The organism is Dyella tabacisoli (assembly GCF_003350925.1).
In the GTDB taxonomy this organism is placed as follows: domain Bacteria; phylum Pseudomonadota; class Gammaproteobacteria; order Xanthomonadales; family Rhodanobacteraceae; genus Dyella_C; species Dyella_C tabacisoli.
In genome coordinates, this window is sequence record NZ_KZ857175.1 from 255,837 (window position 1) to 271,937 (window position 16,101).

General features: G+C 61.0%; 16 protein-coding genes. 12 read left to right on the top strand and 4 right to left on the bottom strand.

Annotated features, from left to right (window positions below):
• The first annotated feature begins 1 nt into the window (after position 1).
• The 6 genes from DVJ77_RS08030 to DVJ77_RS08050 all read left to right on the top strand — a co-directional run bounded on the left by DVJ77_RS08030 (position 2) and on the right by DVJ77_RS08050 (position 5,659).
• A complete protein-coding gene (locus DVJ77_RS08030; RefSeq protein ID WP_162791412.1) occupies positions 2-1,039 on the top strand; it encodes a YiiG family protein in 1,038 nt (345 codons plus the stop codon).
• Positions 1,040-1,308: 269 nt separating this feature from the next.
• Entirely contained in the window at positions 1,309-1,809 is a 501-nt protein-coding gene (locus DVJ77_RS08035) for a DUF2244 domain-containing protein (protein WP_191983675.1), read from the top strand.
• A 20-nt stretch (positions 1,810-1,829) separates the two neighbouring features.
• Positions 1,830-2,804 carry a cytochrome c oxidase subunit II gene (gene coxB, locus DVJ77_RS08040; protein ID WP_114844967.1) on the top strand — a complete coding sequence of 325 codons (975 nt, stop codon included), beginning with the start codon at positions 1,830-1,832 and terminating at the stop codon, positions 2,802-2,804.
• Between the two features lie 57 nt (positions 2,805-2,861).
• Positions 2,862-4,478, top strand: a complete 1,617-nt coding sequence (ctaD, locus tag DVJ77_RS08045) for a cytochrome c oxidase subunit I (protein WP_114844968.1) — start codon at positions 2,862-2,864, stop codon at positions 4,476-4,478.
• A 47-nt stretch (positions 4,479-4,525) separates the two neighbouring features.
• Positions 4,526-4,657, top strand: a complete 132-nt coding sequence (locus tag DVJ77_RS21600) for a hypothetical protein (RefSeq protein ID WP_263853818.1) — start codon at positions 4,526-4,528, stop codon at positions 4,655-4,657.
• Between the two features lie 114 nt (positions 4,658-4,771).
• Complete coding sequence (locus tag DVJ77_RS08050) at positions 4,772-5,659, top strand: cytochrome c oxidase subunit 3 (RefSeq protein WP_114844969.1); 888 nt, start codon at positions 4,772-4,774, stop codon at positions 5,657-5,659.
• A 132-nt stretch (positions 5,660-5,791) separates the two neighbouring features.
• Here the strand turns inward: DVJ77_RS08050 and DVJ77_RS08055 are convergent, their stop codons facing one another.
• On the bottom strand, positions 5,792-6,007 hold the full coding sequence (locus DVJ77_RS08055; RefSeq protein WP_114844970.1) for a twin transmembrane helix small protein: 216 nt from the start codon (positions 6,005-6,007) through the stop codon (positions 5,792-5,794).
• Between the two features lie 59 nt (positions 6,008-6,066).
• Between DVJ77_RS08055 and DVJ77_RS08060 the strand changes: the two genes are divergently transcribed.
• From DVJ77_RS08060 to cyoE, 4 genes are read left to right on the top strand one after another with little or no spacing between them, the layout of a single operon-like run.
• Positions 6,067-6,816, top strand: a complete 750-nt coding sequence (locus DVJ77_RS08060) for an SURF1 family protein (RefSeq protein WP_114844971.1) — start codon at positions 6,067-6,069, stop codon at positions 6,814-6,816.
• The gene (locus DVJ77_RS08065; RefSeq protein ID WP_114844972.1) at positions 6,813-7,382 is read left to right on the top strand and encodes a hypothetical protein; all 570 of its coding nucleotides are present in this window, start codon (positions 6,813-6,815) and stop codon (positions 7,380-7,382) included. Before DVJ77_RS08060 ends, DVJ77_RS08065 begins: the two co-directional genes overlap by 4 nt.
• Positions 7,382-8,548, top strand: a complete 1,167-nt coding sequence (locus DVJ77_RS08070; protein ID WP_114844973.1) for a COX15/CtaA family protein — start codon at positions 7,382-7,384, stop codon at positions 8,546-8,548. The genes DVJ77_RS08065 and DVJ77_RS08070 overlap by 1 nt, the downstream gene beginning before the upstream one ends.
• Before the next feature lies 1 nt (position 8,549).
• Positions 8,550-9,485 carry a heme o synthase gene (gene cyoE / locus DVJ77_RS08075; RefSeq protein WP_114844974.1) on the top strand — a complete coding sequence of 312 codons (936 nt, stop codon included), beginning with the start codon at positions 8,550-8,552 and terminating at the stop codon, positions 9,483-9,485.
• A gap of 21 nt (positions 9,486-9,506) precedes the next feature.
• Here cyoE and DVJ77_RS08080 read toward each other — a convergent pair whose 3' ends face one another.
• The 3 genes from DVJ77_RS08080 to DVJ77_RS08090 all read right to left on the bottom strand — a co-directional run bounded on the left by DVJ77_RS08080 (position 9,507) and on the right by DVJ77_RS08090 (position 12,557).
• Positions 9,507-10,388 carry an alpha/beta fold hydrolase gene (locus DVJ77_RS08080; protein WP_191983676.1) on the bottom strand — a complete coding sequence of 294 codons (882 nt, stop codon included), beginning with the start codon at positions 10,386-10,388 and terminating at the stop codon, positions 9,507-9,509.
• Between the two features lie 63 nt (positions 10,389-10,451).
• Positions 10,452-11,531: an amidohydrolase family protein gene (locus DVJ77_RS08085; RefSeq protein ID WP_114844975.1), complete on the bottom strand. Its 1,080-nt coding sequence runs from the start codon at positions 11,529-11,531 to the stop codon at positions 10,452-10,454.
• A 6-nt stretch (positions 11,532-11,537) separates the two neighbouring features.
• Positions 11,538-12,557, bottom strand: a complete 1,020-nt coding sequence (locus DVJ77_RS08090) for a radical SAM/SPASM domain-containing protein (RefSeq protein WP_162791413.1) — start codon at positions 12,555-12,557, stop codon at positions 11,538-11,540.
• Between the two features lie 470 nt (positions 12,558-13,027).
• On the opposite strand from DVJ77_RS08090, the gene DVJ77_RS08095 reads away from it, so the two are divergent.
• The gene (locus DVJ77_RS08095) at positions 13,028-13,288 is read left to right on the top strand and encodes a hypothetical protein (protein WP_114844977.1); all 261 of its coding nucleotides are present in this window, start codon (positions 13,028-13,030) and stop codon (positions 13,286-13,288) included.
• Positions 13,289-13,427: 139 nt separating this feature from the next.
• Positions 13,428-16,085: a magnesium-translocating P-type ATPase gene (mgtA, locus tag DVJ77_RS08100; protein WP_114844978.1), complete on the top strand. Its 2,658-nt coding sequence runs from the start codon at positions 13,428-13,430 to the stop codon at positions 16,083-16,085.
• Positions 16,086-16,101: the final 16 nt, after the last annotated feature.

Genomic DNA, 16,101 nt, shown 5'->3' on the forward strand with positions numbered 1-16,101 from the left:
TATGCGTATTACCCATATAAAGCCGTTGTCGGCCGCGACACTGGCACTGGCCCTGACCGCCTTGCTCGCGGCTTGCTCGAATAAGGAAGCGCCCGCGCCGGCCGCGACTGCAGCCGGCACGACAGCCGCCGCTTCGGCCAAGGCGCCGGCCGCCGAGTCGGATGCGGATCAGGCCACATCGCAAAAACTGGGGCTGTACATCGAATGCTTTAATCGCCTGGACAGCTCCGCCCACGAAAGCTTCACCCGCTATGACGTCTGGGTGAAAGACATGAAGGTCGGCCCGGTCGGCAATGAGCCCATCGTCTACGGTCCCAGTCAGATCGACCCTGCCGCCATGGTGTCGTGCAAAAAGGATTTTGCGCAGGCAGCCAGCCAGGCGCCGGCCATGGCCGCGCTCGATGCCGATGGCAAGGTCTATTTCCAGACGCTCGATGCGCTGAATACCGTGGTGCAAGATGCGTTTACCTATTACGACCGTGGCAACTACAAGGACGATGCCTTTGCCAAGGGCAAGCAACTGCATCCGCAGTTGATGGAGCGCAAGCAGGCATTCGAGGCGGCCAGCGAGAAGTTCTCCGATGAGCTCGATGTGCAAAACGATCACATGCTTGAGGCCCGCATGCAGAAGCTGGAGAAGGAGCAGGGTCGGACCTTGCCCTATCTGCAAATGGCCAGCATGTTCCGGGCCAAACAGCTAATCGGTGTGGTCCAGGCCGACACCTTCGATGCCGCCAAGGCAGCCGAGCGGCAGGATGCCTACGAAAAAAGCGCCGACGAGCTATTGGCTTATGCCACGGCACACAAAGATGAAGCCCCGATGTTCTGGAGTGGCTATGTCTCGGCGACGGAGACCTACCGCAAGGCGACCAAGGAGCGGATTCGCCGTATTCGCGACAACGTCGCTTATACCGAGGGCGACAAAATGATGCTCAAGCCAGGCTCCGACTGGATGGTCGAGGGTAGCCCCGGCAGCGCGACCAAGGCCTACAACGGTCTGGTCGAAGCGGGTAATTCACTGCATGGCATGCGGCATTAATCACGGCCGGGGCGTGCCCCGCCGGTAAGTCGAAACAAAAGGGCGCACGAATGTGCGCCCTTCGCGTTTTGGACAAAGTGTCGCACCCGCCAGCTTGGGCCGGCATCCTTGGATCGGGCGCCAGCTTCCGTCGTCCCGGCCATTTTTACCCCGATAGCGGCCAGATAACCGCGCTGTGAGCGAATGAATCACGTCAAGTGGGTGCGTCATTCTTGCCCGTTTGGCCGCTGCGGCCTATCATTCGCGCGTTCCAGGCACGCCGGATCCCCATGATCGTGCTTCGACCAGCTTCTGCCGGCTTGCCGTGCGTGACGTTGTGGCTCAAGCCCAATCGCGCACTCAGTCGGCGCGGGCTGCGTTGTTTGATCGGGGGGCTGGCGGCATTGGCGCTGACAACGGCCGGGCTGGGCGCGTGGCAGGGGAATGTATTTGCCCCGCTGTTCGCCTTGGTCGAGTCCTCCGCAGTAGCTTTCGCGCTAGGCATAGCTTGGCGAGCCGGCGACCGCAGCGAGCGCATCACCCTCGACGAATCGTCGCTGGAGGTGCGATTTCTGCCAGGCCGGCGCTGTATGCGTTTCCAGCCCTATTGGGTACGCGTGCAGTTCGGGCTAGATAACGGGCGGCTCGATCATCCACGCCGTCGTTTGCTGCTGAGGTCGCATGGGCGTGTGTTGGAGATCGGGGCCTTCCTCGCTGACGAGGAGCGTGCCGAGCTTTCGAGGAAACTCATGGTGCTGCTGGCGGATTTAAACGGCCAGTCGCGCAGGTAGGTTCAACAAAGGTGCAAGACATGACATCTGGCGGCATCAGGCCTGGCGGCATCAAACGAGCAGTTACAGCGTTGGCGGTGGCCGCCTTTGCGTTGTTCGGCAGCGTGGTTCAGGCGAACCCCGAACCCGGACAGCTAAACATGCCGCGCGGCGTGACTACGTATTCCCACGTGCCGTATTTCCTGAACAACGTCGCCCTCGGCGTCTGCGTTGTCATCGGCATCCTGGTGTTCGGCGCGATGTTCATCGCCATGTTCCGCTTCCGCAAGTCGCGTGGCGCCGTGGCGGAGAAGTGGTCGCACAACACCACGCTGGAAATCGTGTGGACCACGATTCCGGTCATCATCCTGGTCGTGCTGGCCTATCTGGCCACCAATGGCCTGAAGCTGTTCGCCGATACCACCGGCTCGGAAATGACCATCAAGGTCACCGGCTACCAGTGGAAATGGCGCTACGACTACGTCGATTACCAGGGCAAGCCGATCGACAAGGTCGGCTTCATGTCCAAGCTCGATCGCGAGAGCGACGAGACGCGCCAGCTCAAATCGGGCATGGACCCGAATGCCGTCAAAGTGGATGGCTACAACACCTATCTCATCAATGTCGACGAGCCGCTGGTGCTGCCGATCAACACCAAGGTGCGTTTCGTGATTACCGCCGGTGACGTGATCCACTCCTGGTGGGTGCCGGCGCTGGGCTGGAAGATGGATGCCATTCCGGGCATCGTCAACGCGGCCTGGACCAATATCAACGAGCCTGGCGTTTACCGTGGCCAGTGCGCCGAGCTGTGCGGCCAGGATCACGGCTTCATGCCGATCGTGGTGAAGGCGGTAACGAAAGACGAGTTCAATAAGTGGCTGGCTGAGAAGCAGGCACAGGCGTCGCAGCCCGCTCCGGCTGCCGCGCCAGCGGCTGCTTCCACCGTCGCCGCGCCGGCGACTGCGCAAGCAACCTCGGCAGAAGCAACCCCGGCAACGGACAATCACAAGGGTTGAGCGGAATTCCGCTCACTCATGTTCACGTAATTCGCATTTAGGTAGAGGTGCAAGGCCATGGCCCACGCAGCCACCCACGATCACCACGACGATCATCACGGCGCGCCGAAGAATTTCTTCACGCGCTGGTGCATGTCCACGAATCACAAGGACATCGGCACGCTGTATCTGATCTTCTCGTTGGCGATGTTCTTCATTGGCGGCAGTTTCGCCATGGTCATCCGCGCCGAGCTGTTCAAGCCGGGATTGCAGCTAGTACAGCCGTATTTCTTCAACGAAATGACCACCATGCATGCGCTGGTGATGATTTTCGGCGCGGTCATGCCGGCCTTCGTCGGCCTGGGCAACTGGATGATTCCGTTGATGGTCGGTGCGCCGGATATGGCGTTGCCGCGCATGAACAACTTGTCGTTCTGGATCCTGCCGTTCGCCTTCACGCTGCTGCTGTCCACCTTGTTCATGCCAGGTGGCGGCCCGGCCGGTGGCTGGACCATGTACCCGCCGCTGTCGCTGCAGGGTGATTCGGTTGCCTATGTGGTGTTCGCGGTCCACTTGATGGGTATCAGCTCGATCATGGGCGCGATCAACATCATCGCGACCATTCTCAACATGCGTGCGCCGGGCATGGATCTGTTGAAGATGCCGGTGTTCGTGTGGAGCTGGCTGATTACCGCCTTCCTGCTGATCGCCGTGATGCCGGTGTTGGCCGGTGCGGTGACCATGCTGCTCACCGACAAATATTTCGGCACCAGCTTCTTCAATGCCGCTGGCGGCGGCGACCCGGTGTTGTTCCAGCACATCTTCTGGTTCTTCGGGCATCCCGAGGTCTACATCATGATCTTGCCGGCGTTCGGCTTGGTCTCGGAGATCATCCCGACCTTCGCCCGCAAGCCGATCTTCGGCTACAAGGCAATGGTGTTCGCGATTGCCTCGATCGCCTTCCTCTCGTTCATCGTGTGGGCGCATCACATGTTCGCGGTGGGTCTGCCGCTGGGCGGCGAGATCTTCTTCATGTACGCGACGATGCTGATCGCGGTGCCGACCGGCGTGAAGGTGTTCAACTGGGTCAGCACCATGTGGGGCGGCTCGATGACCTTCGAGACGCCGATGCTGTGGGCGATCGCGTTCGTGATCCTGTTCACCATCGGTGGTTTCTCCGGCCTGATGCTGGCGCTGGCTCCGGCCGACTTCCAGTACCACGACTCCTATTTCGTGGTGGCGCACTTCCACTACGTGCTGGTGACCGGCGCCATCTTCGCGATCATCGCGGGCAGCTATTACTGGCTGCCGAAGTGGACTGGCCGCATGTACAGCGAGACCTGGGGCAAGATCCATTTCTGGTCCAGCGTGATCTCGGTCAACGTGCTGTTCTTCCCGCAGCACTTCCTGGGTCTGGCCGGCATGCCGCGCCGCATCCCGGATTACAACGTGGCGTTCGCCAACTTCAACATGATCAGCTCGATCGGCGGTTTCTGGTTCGGCGCCTCGCAGTTGATTTTCCTCGGCGTCATCATTCATGCGGTGTGGTTCTCCAAGAAGAAAGCCACCGACCGCGTGTGGGAAGGCGCCAAGGGCTTGGAGTGGACAGTGCCGTCGCCGGCGCCGTTCCATACCTTCGACGTGCCGCCGGTCATCAATGACGATGAATTGGCCCACGGTCATATTGACGATTGATTGAGTGCCCAGGCCGTTTGCGGTCTGGGCATGCGGAACCGCAAGCGATGACGCAGCAAGTGAAAGATCCGACACAGCAGGCGCAATTGAAGAATGCCCGGCGTACCGCACTGGTGGTAACCGTGGTCGCGGTGGCGATCTTCCTGCTCTCGATTCTGCAGATGTTGAAGTTGTCGTAAGGCGGTTACGTAAAGCGGTATCCCTCCGAGTCGCCGGGTATGGCGATTCGGGTTGAAGTGCCTCGCGCAGTCCGGCGGGGCGGATGGAAACAAGAATATCCACGGGGTCTCACCATGGGTCACCAGCAAGACGCTTATTTCGTACCGACCAAGAGTTATTGGCCGTTCGTGGCCGCTGTGGTCATGTTCGTCACCGTATTCGGTGCCGCACACTGGCTGAATGCACAGCCGGGCGAGGAGTTTTTCGGCAGCACGACGCTGAAAATCGGCGTGGCCGGCATCCTGCTGATGTTTTTCGGCTGGTTCCGCTCGGTGATTCGCGAATCGCTGGCCGGCAGCTACAACAGCCAGGTGGATCGCTCGTTCCGCATGGGCATGATGTGGTTCATCTTCTCCGAAGTGATGTTCTTCGGTGCGTTCTTCGGTGCCTTGTTCTACGCCCGCATGTATTCGGTGCCGTGGCTTGGCGGCGAAGGCCATGGCGTGCTGACCCATCAGTTCCTGTGGAGCGATTACGCCGCTTCGTGGGGCGCCAATGGCGGTGGCGGTCCCGATCGCATCGGCGGCAACTTCCAGACCGTGGCGGCCTGGGGCCTGCCCCTGCTCAATACGCTGATTCTGCTGAGCTCCAGCGTGACCATCACCATCGCGCACCATGCGCTGAAGGTGGGCCATCGCGGCAAGATTCTGGTGTTCCTGGGGCTTACCGTGCTGCTTGGTGCGACCTTCCTGTATTTCCAGGCGCACGAGTACATCGAGGCTTACCACCAGCTCAATCTGACCTTGCAGAGCGGCGTCTACGGTTCGACCTTCTTCATGCTCACCGGCTTCCACGGCATGCACGTGACCCTGGGCACGATCATGCTGGCGGTGATCTGGCTGCGCTGCGCCAAGGGCCACTTCAGCAAGGACCACCACTTCGGTTTCGAGGCCGTGGCCTGGTACTGGCACTTCGTCGATGTGGTCTGGCTGGGCCTGTTCATGTTCGTCTACATTCTCTGAGCAACCTGGTTGCTGCCAACAAAAAGCCCGCCAATGGCGGGCTTTTTGTTGATCTGCTTTTGCCAGAGCTTACTGACGGTGTCTCGACGGGTTGTCGCGGGTGGGGGCGCAAAGCCCGGCAGGCCGCTACAATCACTGACCCACGTCGTGTGGGTGCAGCCAGCCCATCCAGATGCCAAGCACGACCATCAGGATCAGCAGGATCGATAGACCGATGCGACGAGTCAGCGCCCATACCGTGCGCTTGCTGCCGTCTTTGTCGATCATCATGAAGTACAGCGCTTGACCGAGATTGAACAGCACGACCAGCAGCAGGATCACCAGCGCATATTTGTAGACGGTTTCCACGTGATTGATCCAAACGATGATGACATCGGCAGTATAACGGCCGTACGCGGTGCCTCCGCGTGAACGGACTGCGCCGTCCTGCCTGGTGGTCCGTGCTGCTGACCCTCGCCGGAACGTTGCTGTTCCTGCGTTTGGGCATGTGGCAGTTGCATCGCGCGGACGAGAAAGAGGAAATTCTGCGACGGTATGCCACAGCGGCAACCGCGCCTGTGCGCGATTTTGCCGCAGTAGCCGAGGCACCGCCGAAAGATGCCTTCGCGCGTGTACAAGTGCGGGGCGAATATCTGGTCGATCGCATCTATCTGCTGGACAACCCCAAACACGATCAGCGCGGCGGGGTCGAGGTATACGCGCCATTTCGAATCCACGGCGGCGAGCATCTCGTGCTGATCGACCTCGGCTTTCTGCCCGGCAACGGCACCGACCAGACGCCGCAACTGCCGCCATTGCCTGGCGATGAACGCACCCTGCAAGGTCTCTACTTGCCGCCACCCGGCGTGGGCTACCAGATGGGCGGCAATGCCTTGGCGAAACAGACGCGCTGGCCCAAGACCACGATTTACCTGGATGTGAAGCAAGTGGCGGCCGATCTTGGCAGCCCGCTGTATCCGCTGGTGCTCGCGCTGGATGCCGATCCGGCCTCGATCTACGTGCGCGAACACACGCTCGATTTCTCTGCGATGCCGCCGGCGCGGCATCGTGCCTATGCCTTTCAGTGGTTCACTTTTGCCGTGGCAGCCGTGGTGATCTTTTTGATCCTGCATCGCCGCCGTAAACCGAGCCGACCCAAAAGTACGGATAGTCCATGAACAAGCCCGCCAACCCGACGCTGCGCCATAGCCGTCTAAAATTGCTTCTCATCATGGCGGTGTTCGCTGCGCCGATCATCGCTGCCGCCTTGCTTACCTTCAGCGGTTGGCAGCCTATCGGCAAGGCCAACGGTCAACCCATATTCCCGCAGCGCAATTTCGCCGACGAGCATCTGCGCGTGCAGGTGAGCGATGGGCAGTGGTGGGCATGGCGTGCAACCGAGCCGCAACTGACCTTGATCGCCTTGGCCGGCCCCGATTGCGCGGCGCGTTGCATCGACACGTTGACCAAGATGGCCGCGGCGCGGATTACCTTGAATCGCAACGCACCGCGTCTGCGCCTGCTCTATCTGGGCACGCCGCCGGTGGACGCCGGGCAGGACGGCATGAAGAATTACTGGGCGCTGGGTACGGATACCGATGGCAAGCTTGCCGGCTATCGGCCGAGCGAACCCGATAGCGTTGCCGCTTTACTGGTGGAATCCAACGGCACGGCATTGTCGCTGTACTCCGCCGGCTTCGACCCCACCGGTCTGCGCAAAGATCTGCAGAAGGTCATTCGCTGATGTCCGCCCGCACGATAAAAATTCTGCGCGGCCTTGCCTTGCTTGCCGCCGTATTCGCCTTTGGCGTGGTGATGTTCGGCGCCTTCGTGCGTCTCTCCAACGCGGGTTTGTCATGCCCGGATTGGCCGACCTGCTACGGCAAGGCGAGCTGGCCGGGGCATGCGCACGAGATCGCGCAGGCGAACCAGGCATTCCCCGATCGCCCCTATGAAACGCATAAGGCCTGGCGCGAACAAGTACACCGTTTTCTCGCCGGCACGCTTGGCGTCCTGGTACTGGCCCTCGCTTTGATCGCCAGTTGGCGCAAGCCGTGGGTGCGCAATGCCGTGATGATGGGCGCGGTCTTTGCCGCACTCGGCGTGTGGCTGTACATGCATGGAGAGCACGCCTGGTCCTCCCTGTTGTCGGTCTTCGCGATTGGCTTGCCGTTGTGCGCAGCCATAGGTCTGAAGCAGTCGGGGGCATGGAAAATCAGCGTGCTGGCCCTGGCGGTGATTATTTTCCAGGCCATGCTCGGCATGTGGACGGTGACCTTACTGCTCAAGCCCATTGTGGTGATGGGGCATTTGCTTGGCGGTATCGCAACCTTTGGTCTGCTGGCTTATGCCGCGCTGCGTTTCGCCGGAGTGGGCGCGCGCGACGACGGCTATGCCGATATGCGCAAGCTTGTGGTTGTCGGCATCGTGCTGTTGCTGGCGCAGATCGCTTTGGGCGGCTGGACGTCTGCCAACTATGCGGCGCTGGCCTGCGGTACGGATTTTCCGCTATGCCTTGGTCAATGGGCGCCGCCTACCGACTTCAAGGAAGGCTTCGTGCTGTGGCGCGGCATTGGCGTCAACTATGAAGGCGGTGTGCTCGATATGGCCGCGCGCAGCGCGATCCAGATCGCGCACCGCATCGGTGCGCTGGTGGTGTTCTGCTATCTCGCCTGGCTTGCCTTCACGGTCTCGCGGCGTGGCCTGCGCGGCTACGGTTTAGCCGTTATCACGGTGCTGCTGGTCCAGGTGCTGCTAGGTGTAAGTAACGTGCATTACGGCCTGCCACTGCCGGTGGCAACCTTGCACAATGGCGTTGCCGCACTGCTTTTGCTTACGTTGTTGACGTTGTTGGCGCGTACGCAGCGCCGTGCCGATGAATCGAGTTTTCGCTACCTGGGATCACGCTGAGATGGCGAAGCAAACTAAATCACAGCCGATGCCATTGAATATGTTTCGTGAGTATCTTGAGCTGACCAAGCCGCGTGTCGTCGCGCTGCTGGTGTTCTGCGCCATCATCGGCATGTTCCTCGCCGTACCCGGCATACCGCCCTGGCGTGCGTTGGTGTTCGGCACGATAGGCATCTGGATGGCCTCGGCTTCGGCGGCGGCTTTCAATCACTTGATCGACCAGCGCATCGACAAGCTGATGGCGCGCACCGCGCACCGGCCGCTCGCTACAGGTCATCTCACGCCGCGCCAGGTGTTGTTGTTCGCGCTGAGCCTGGGCGTGGTCTCGATGTTGGTGCTGGTGTTGTTGGTGAACGCACTGACTGCGTTGCTCACCTTCGGCGGTTTGATCGGATACGCCGTGGTCTATACCGCCTACCTCAAGCGCGCGACGCCGCAAAATATTGTGATTGGGGGCCTGGCCGGCGCGATTCCGCCCGTGCTCGGCTGGACTGCCGTTACCGGTTCGCTGCACCCCTTTGCGCTGCAGCTATGCCTGATTATTTTCGTGTGGACGCCGCCGCATTTCTGGGCCCTGGCGATCTTCCGCCGTGACGATTACTCGCGGGCGCAGGTGCCGATGTTGCCGGTGACTCACGGCGTGGTGTACACCCGCTGGCACGTGCTGTTCTACACCATCCTGTTGGTGCTGGTGACCCTGCTGCCGACGCTCACCGGTTATAGCGGCCTGGTCTATCTCGGCGGCGCCGTCGTGCTTGGCGCGGGTTTTCTCTACTACGCCGTGCGCTTGCTGAATCCGCCCGATGAGTTGTTCGCGATGAAGGTATTCAACTACTCCATCGTCTACCTGATGGCGCTGTTCGCCTTCCTCCTGGCGGACCACTGGCTGGTGGCACCGATGGTGCAGCAGGGTTGGGTATTTCAGCCGGCGACTTGATTGAGCGATGGTGGCGCGCGGTCACGCATATTTCCGCAAATGCGCCAGCAACAGTTCTACATAGCGCTCGGGTTGTTCGATATCGGGAAAGTGGCCGCAGTCGTCGACGCGGATGATCTCGGCGCGGGGTGCGCAGGCGAGCAAGGATTCCGGTGCGGTGTGCCGATGGGAGCGGTCGCGGGTGCCCCATAGCATGGTGCAGGGCACGCTTAGTTCGGCAAGTGCGGTGATGGGTTCTCTCGATAAACCTTGCACCACGCCGGCCAGGCAGAAGCAACCGCCGGCCGAGAGTGCATGCATGGCTGTTTGTTGAAATGGTTTTGGATCGGTGGATTCAGGCAGAGCGTAGCGATACCAGCTTGCGACCATCTTGCGTCGAAAAGCTCGCGCGATGGTTTGGCCGAGCACGGGGATATGCAGCGGCCGAGGTATGACGTGATCGGTCCAGGCGTGCATCGCCGCCAGCGATGGGGTTTGTGCCAGAAACAGGCTGGCTATGCGCGATGGTGCCAGTTGCGCTGCCTGCATGGCATAGAAGCCATTCGCGCAACTGAATGCGAGTGTGGTGCGCTCGATACCGAGATGGTCGAGTACATCGAGCACGGCACGCGCGCCTTGGTCGAGCGAGTGACCGTAATTGGCTGCGGGGCGGGAAAAGCCGAAGCCGGGCATGTCGAAACAGATCACGCGTCGATGTGGCGAGAGTCGTGCGATCAGAGTGCTGTAGTGCTCGATGGTATTGGGGCCATCGGGTACCAGGACCACGCTAGGGCCTGGTGTGGTGGTATCGAGCACTCGCAGTAAGCCGGCGCTGGTGCTCAGCATGCGGGTCGTGGAGCTGCCGCCGGGATGGTTTTGTGTGGCTCGACGAGTGAGCCAGTGATCGAGCCGTGAGCTGAGCATCGAGTTTCCTGGGTGATGCTCGGATAGTAATCGATGCGTTGTACGAGCATACGCAAGAACAAGTCACGCGCATTCCACGGTATAGGCATATAGGCGTGCAACGTTGTCCCACAAGACTCGCGTCTTGGTTTGCGCGGAAATATCCTCACGCGCAATAAAGCTGCCGATCGCATCGGGAAACATGCTGTCGCGATGCGGATAGTCGGTGGCGATCACGATGTTGGTATCGCCGATGGCGGCGACAACATCGGCCAGATACTTTTCGCCGGCATCGACGGATACATAGCATTGCCTGCTGAAGTATTCGCTTGGCCGTAGCGACAATGGGATCTCGATATCCTCGGGAAATTTCTCCCAGGTATCGTCCAGGCGCCACAGCCACCAGGGCACCCAGCCGCAACCGCCTTCAAGAAAGGCGCATACCAGTTGCGGGTGCCGCTCAAGCACGCCGCCGGTGACCAGGCTTGCGAATGCGAGCATCAGTTCCAATGGATTGCGCGCGGCATTAGTAATCATGCGTGCTCCGACATGATCGATAAAGCGACGTCCGATGTCATCGTGCAGCGTCCAAACGCCGGTCGGATGAAAGCACACGGGTACGCCAAGGCCCTCAATGGTCTGCCATAGCGGTTCGAAATAAGGGTCGTGAATATGCCGGCCGTTTACTGGGTTGGGGTTGCCGATCACCGCAACCGCGCCGAGTTTTTCGACCGCGCGTTCAACCTCCCGCACGGCAAGCGTCACATCGTGATAAGCGATTTGCGCGGCGAACTTGAGTCGCTGCGGATCATGGGCGCAGAAGTCGTAGGTCCAATTGTTATGTGCACGCGCCAGCGCATCGGCAAAGGGAGGATCGAGGTCGTCATGCATTTGCACATGCCGGCCGCGTGTGCCGAACAGCACCGCAATGTCGATTCCCTCTATCGCCATCGCCCGCAAGTGCGAGGGTGCGTTGTAGCCAGCGGCTGCGGCCACGCGATAGTGCTCATGCCGCGGTATCGGCGATGAGTAGGTGGCCGCGGCCGGAATGGGCCTGGGGCGAGGCGCAAGCGTCTTGAACGGCGCATCGAGATAACGCGACCACAGATCATCCGGCTCGATGGTATGCAGGTCGGCATCGAAGATGCGGTAGCCGTTTTTCATCTCAAGTCAGAACGGTTTGGCGGTAGATGACATTGGATGGAAGGCCGCCTTCTCCGGCGTGCAAATGCTGGGTTTTTCCGGCGCGCAGTCCGGCGGCGGGATCTCGGGTCCGCATCGCCCTGGGTCACGCTCCGGCGTACATGGAGGTGCTGGCTGTTCGGGTGAGCACCCTGTCGAGGGTTCACCAGGCTCGGGGCCGCATGCCGATGCATGGGTTGTAAGTGATGTCGCCTGGCCATGCGCGTCGATCAATGCGTTGCGAAAACCGTGTAATGGCCGTCCATAAAAGACTTCTGCCAAACCGTTGTTCTTGATCTCTCCGAGCGCGGCGAACCGCGCGAACACGCACGGATAGATCTCGCCGTTCGAACTGACGCACACCTTGCCGTCGCCGCAGCGCCCGCAGAGTTCTTTCAATGCGGGTTGCGCCGGACGCTCTTGGGAGCCGCGTCCGAGTCCGCGCACTCGATCGACATAAACTGAGGTAACGCCGGCTTCGCGCAGCATGCGTTCTGTTTCACCCACATCGTGGGCATTGGCGTGCATTTCGATGATGCTGGCGCGTACCGGCAGGCCGGCTTCGCTGGCCCAGCGCACGGCGCGGTCGGTTTTGACAAAGCTGCCTTTGCGCTGGGTGATTCGATCGTGCACCGCTTCGCTTGAGCCGTAGACGGAGAACGCCAGGTTGACCTGATGCTCAAGAAAAACCGCTTTCAGGTGGTCGGTGAAATGAGTGCCGTTGGTATAAACGCAAACATGCTCGTAACCGGTCTTGCGCGCATGCGCGATCAGTTGCGCCAGGCCAGGGTAGAGCGTGGGCTCGCCGCCGATAAACTGCACCTTCTTGCAGCCGAGCGCCGCGGCCTGGTCGAGCGCGTCGATCCAGTCGTCGAGTTTCATGCCTTCGGAAAGCGGCCGCTGCGGGCCGGAGTCTGCGTAGCAGTGGACGCACTCCAGGTTGCAGCGCCCGGTCAGCTCCAGCCAAATGAAATCGAGCGGTTCGCGTCTATCGATAGCCTGCTGCATGGCCCTTCTCCTCTGCGCTGCAATGACGTCGGTTGAAAACGGGCAGGTCTGGCGAGTGGGTTGCGGTAGATCAGTAGCTGGCGGCAAGAGCATAGTCCTATGTCGCCACCGCCGGGCGCCGGCGCGAGGTTGGAGTAGCCGCCGTGGATAAGCCCAAAAGGCCCATCCGATGCGTCACTCCCGCCCGCCAAATAAGGGCTTTACAAGGGTTGACACTCCCGCATTGCAGCACGACAATACGCCGGCTGCCGGTCGCGTCCCGCGTCCGTTGGCTTCCTGTCTTACCAAACCAAGGCATATGGACGTTTACCCTAGTCGCAACGTCGACATCCGCGAGCATCGGGTGCCGGCATTGCATAACAAGCTGATTGTCTGCGGCGACCGCCTGCGGTCGGCTGGCGCTTTCCTAGACTAGGGAAGTCCGGCCCACCCCTGACGACGCCGTCGGCGTCGTTACGAGGAGATGGGCTATGAAGCTCCTTCGCGATTTTATTCGTCTGCGTACCGCGGCTCGCTTGCCGCTGTTCGGTCGCCGTGACGCTGTGCGTCGCTCTTTCACCATTACCGTGCCCGAGCCGCTGCTTAAGCCAGAGGGCGCGCACGCCATCGACATGCATTGGGATGCCGACTCGGCCGGCGGTCGTCCGGTAGCGCATTGGCATGACCACTCGCCGTCGCAACATGCTTTATCGCAAACGCACGGTCATCTGCAGCTGGTATCTAGTCGCTAGATGAAGCAGCGTGCGCCCGCCGGGGTTGGCCTGTGCCAACTCCGCGGCGCTTACTCAAGATCACTCTGAGCGCGTGGGTTGATCCTGCCGGCTCGCTGGTCCGCCCCGCAAGTGTTATCGAAATCCACGGAAGCGAGTCATGAATAAGCATTCCACCCAGACCGTTGCAAGCAAAGCGGCCGGCACCCCGGTTCGTATTGCCGTGGCCATGGAGGCGTTCCGCCACAACGAGGCGCTGCTGGCTGCGCTCGATACCAGCGTGGCTGGCCTTAATGAAGAGCAGATCGCCGAGCGGTTGGATCGCGACGGGTTGAATGAGGTATCGCACGAGAAGCCGCCGCACTGGACGCTGCAGTTGCTGCACGCATTCAAGAACCCGTTCATCGTCGTGCTGCTGGTGCTGGCTGGCGTGCAGTTGGCTACGGATCACACCAACCTGACCGGCCCGACCATCATCTCGGTGATGGTGCTGATTAGCGTGCTGCTCAGTTTCAGCCAGGAATACCGTTCCTCGAAGGCCGCCGAGAAGCTGAAGGCGATGGTGCGCAACACCGCTACGGTGACGCGCCGGGCCTCGGACGGCCATAGCGAGCGCATCGAAGTGCCGGTGGCCGAGCTGGTCGCCGGCGACATCGTGCATCTGGCGGCGGGCGACATGGTGCCAGCCGATTTGCGCCTGCTCAGTGCCAAAGACTTGTTTATCAGCCAGGCCATTCTTACCGGCGAATCGCTGCCGGTGGAGAAATCGGCGCCGCTGCGTGGGCCGGCTTTCGACGAGGCGGCGGAGCAAAGCGCGGTCGATAGTCCGCTCGATCTGGCTACCGTTTGCTATATGGGCACCAACGCCGTCAGCGGCACCGCCACGGCGGTGATCGTGGCTACCGGTTCGCGCAGCTATCTGGGCTCGCTGGCACGCACGGTTGTTGGCCAGCGCGTGCAGACCAGCTTCGATCGCGGCGTCAAGAGCGTGAGCTGGTTGTTGATCCGCTTTATGGCGGTGATGGTGCCGATCGTTTTCGTCATCAACGGCCTGGACAAGCACGACTGGGTGCAGGCGTTTCTGTTTGCGTTATCGGTGGCGGTCGGCCTGACGCCGGAAATGCTGCCGCTGATCGTCACCGCGAACCTGGCCAAGGGCGCCATGGCGATGTCGCGCCGCAAGGTGGTGGTGAAGCGCCTCAACGCGATCCAGAACTTCGGAGCGATGGACGTGCTGTGTACCGACAAGACCGGCACGCTGACGCTGGACAAGATCGTACTGGAGCGGCATCTCGACCTGTACGGCGAAGAGTCCGACGAGGCGTTGGAGTACGGCTACATCAACAGCCGTTTCCAGACCGGCCTGAAAAATCTGATGGACAAGGCGGTGCTGTCGCATCGTGACCTTGAACCTACTGCCGCGCACTACCGCATCGTTGACGAGATCCCGTTCGACTTCCAGCGCCGCCGCATGTCGGTGGTGGTGGCCAATGGCGATGGTCACGAGTTGCTGGTGTGCAAGGGCGCCGTCGAGGAGATGCTGTCGATCTGCGCCTATGCCAAGGCAGGCGATGAAATTCTGCCGATGGACGAGGCGCAGCGCGCCGACATCAAGGCGATGACCCGTCATCTCAACGAGGACGGCTTGCGCGTACTGGTGGTGGCGATCAAGCGCCAAGCCCCGGCTGATCGTGCTTACGGCGTGGCTGACGAGAGCGACCTGATCGCGGTCGGCTGCCTGGCTTTCCTCGATCCGCCGAAGGACACCGCCGGCACCGCTATCGCCGCGCTGCATCACCACGGCGTGGAAGTGAAGGTCATTACCGGCGATAACGAGGCGGTCACCCGCAAGATCTGCCGCGAAGTCGGTCTGAATGTCGAACATTCGGCGCAGGGCAAGCACATCGAGCCGCTGAACGACGATGAGCTGGACGAACTGGTCAAGCGCACCACGGTGTTTGCCAAGATGTCGCCGCTGCAGAAGGCGCGCGTGGTGAAGTCGCTGCAGCGCCAGGGTCACACCGTAGGCTTCCTCGGCGATGGCATCAATGACGCGCCGGCGTTGCGCGAGGCGGACGTGGGCATTTCGGTGGATACCGCCACCGATATCGCCAAGGAGTCGGCCGACATCATCTTGCTTGAAAAGAATCTGATGGTGCTCGAAGAGGGTGTGATCGAAGGGCGCATCACCTTTGGCAACATCATCAAATACATCAAGATGACCGCCAGCTCGAACTTCGGCAACATGTTCTCGGTGCTGGTGGCGAGCGCGTTCCTGCCCTTCCTGCCGATGCTGCCGCTGCAACTGCTGGTGCTCGATCTGCTGTATCACATCTCGCAACTGTCGATTCCGTTCGATCGCATGGACGAGGAATACCTGCGCAAGCCGCGCAAGTGGGACGCCAGCGACATCGGCCGCTTCATGGTGTGGATAGGTCCGGTCAGCTCGATTTTCGATATCACTACCTATCTGTTGCTGTGGCATGTCTTCGGTGCGAATTCGCCCGATCACCAGGCGTTCTTCCAGACCGGCTGGTTCGTCGAAAGCCTGCTGACGCAGACCTTGATCGTGCACATGATCCGCACGCGCAAGATCCCGTTCGTGCAGAGCATCGCGGCAGCACCGGTGCTGGCATTGACCGCCGCCGCCATCCTTATCGGCGTGGTACTGCCGTTCACGGGCCTGGGCGCGAAGTTCGGCATGGTCCCGCTGCCGACGGTGTATTTCGCCTGGGTCGCCTTGACCGTGTTTACGTACTGCGTGCTGACCCAGTTGGTGAAGCTGGTCTACATTCGCCGGTACGGACGCTGGCTCTGACGTCAGTTCTCTCCTC

Coding starts and splice junctions, on each gene's coding strand:
- DVJ77_RS08030 (WP_162791412.1), top strand. CDS start 2: ATGCGTATTACCCATATAAAGCCGTTGTCGGCCGCGACACTGGCACTG.
- DVJ77_RS08035 (WP_191983675.1), top strand. CDS start 1,309: ATGATCGTGCTTCGACCAGCTTCTGCCGGCTTGCCGTGCGTGACGTTG.
- coxB (WP_114844967.1), top strand. CDS start 1,830: ATGACATCTGGCGGCATCAGGCCTGGCGGCATCAAACGAGCAGTTACA.
- ctaD (WP_114844968.1), top strand. CDS start 2,862: ATGGCCCACGCAGCCACCCACGATCACCACGACGATCATCACGGCGCG.
- DVJ77_RS21600 (WP_263853818.1), top strand. CDS start 4,526: ATGACGCAGCAAGTGAAAGATCCGACACAGCAGGCGCAATTGAAGAAT.
- DVJ77_RS08050 (WP_114844969.1), top strand. CDS start 4,772: ATGGGTCACCAGCAAGACGCTTATTTCGTACCGACCAAGAGTTATTGG.
- DVJ77_RS08065 (WP_114844972.1), top strand. CDS start 6,813: ATGAACAAGCCCGCCAACCCGACGCTGCGCCATAGCCGTCTAAAATTG.
- DVJ77_RS08070 (WP_114844973.1), top strand. CDS start 7,382: ATGTCCGCCCGCACGATAAAAATTCTGCGCGGCCTTGCCTTGCTTGCC.
- cyoE (WP_114844974.1), top strand. CDS start 8,550: ATGGCGAAGCAAACTAAATCACAGCCGATGCCATTGAATATGTTTCGT.
- DVJ77_RS08080 (WP_191983676.1), bottom strand. CDS start 10,388: ATGCTCAGCTCACGGCTCGATCACTGGCTCACTCGTCGAGCCACACAA.
- DVJ77_RS08085 (WP_114844975.1), bottom strand. CDS start 11,531: ATGAAAAACGGCTACCGCATCTTCGATGCCGACCTGCATACCATCGAG.
- DVJ77_RS08090 (WP_162791413.1), bottom strand. CDS start 12,557: ATGCAGCAGGCTATCGATAGACGCGAACCGCTCGATTTCATTTGGCTG.
- DVJ77_RS08095 (WP_114844977.1), top strand. CDS start 13,028: ATGAAGCTCCTTCGCGATTTTATTCGTCTGCGTACCGCGGCTCGCTTG.
- mgtA (WP_114844978.1), top strand. CDS start 13,428: ATGAATAAGCATTCCACCCAGACCGTTGCAAGCAAAGCGGCCGGCACC.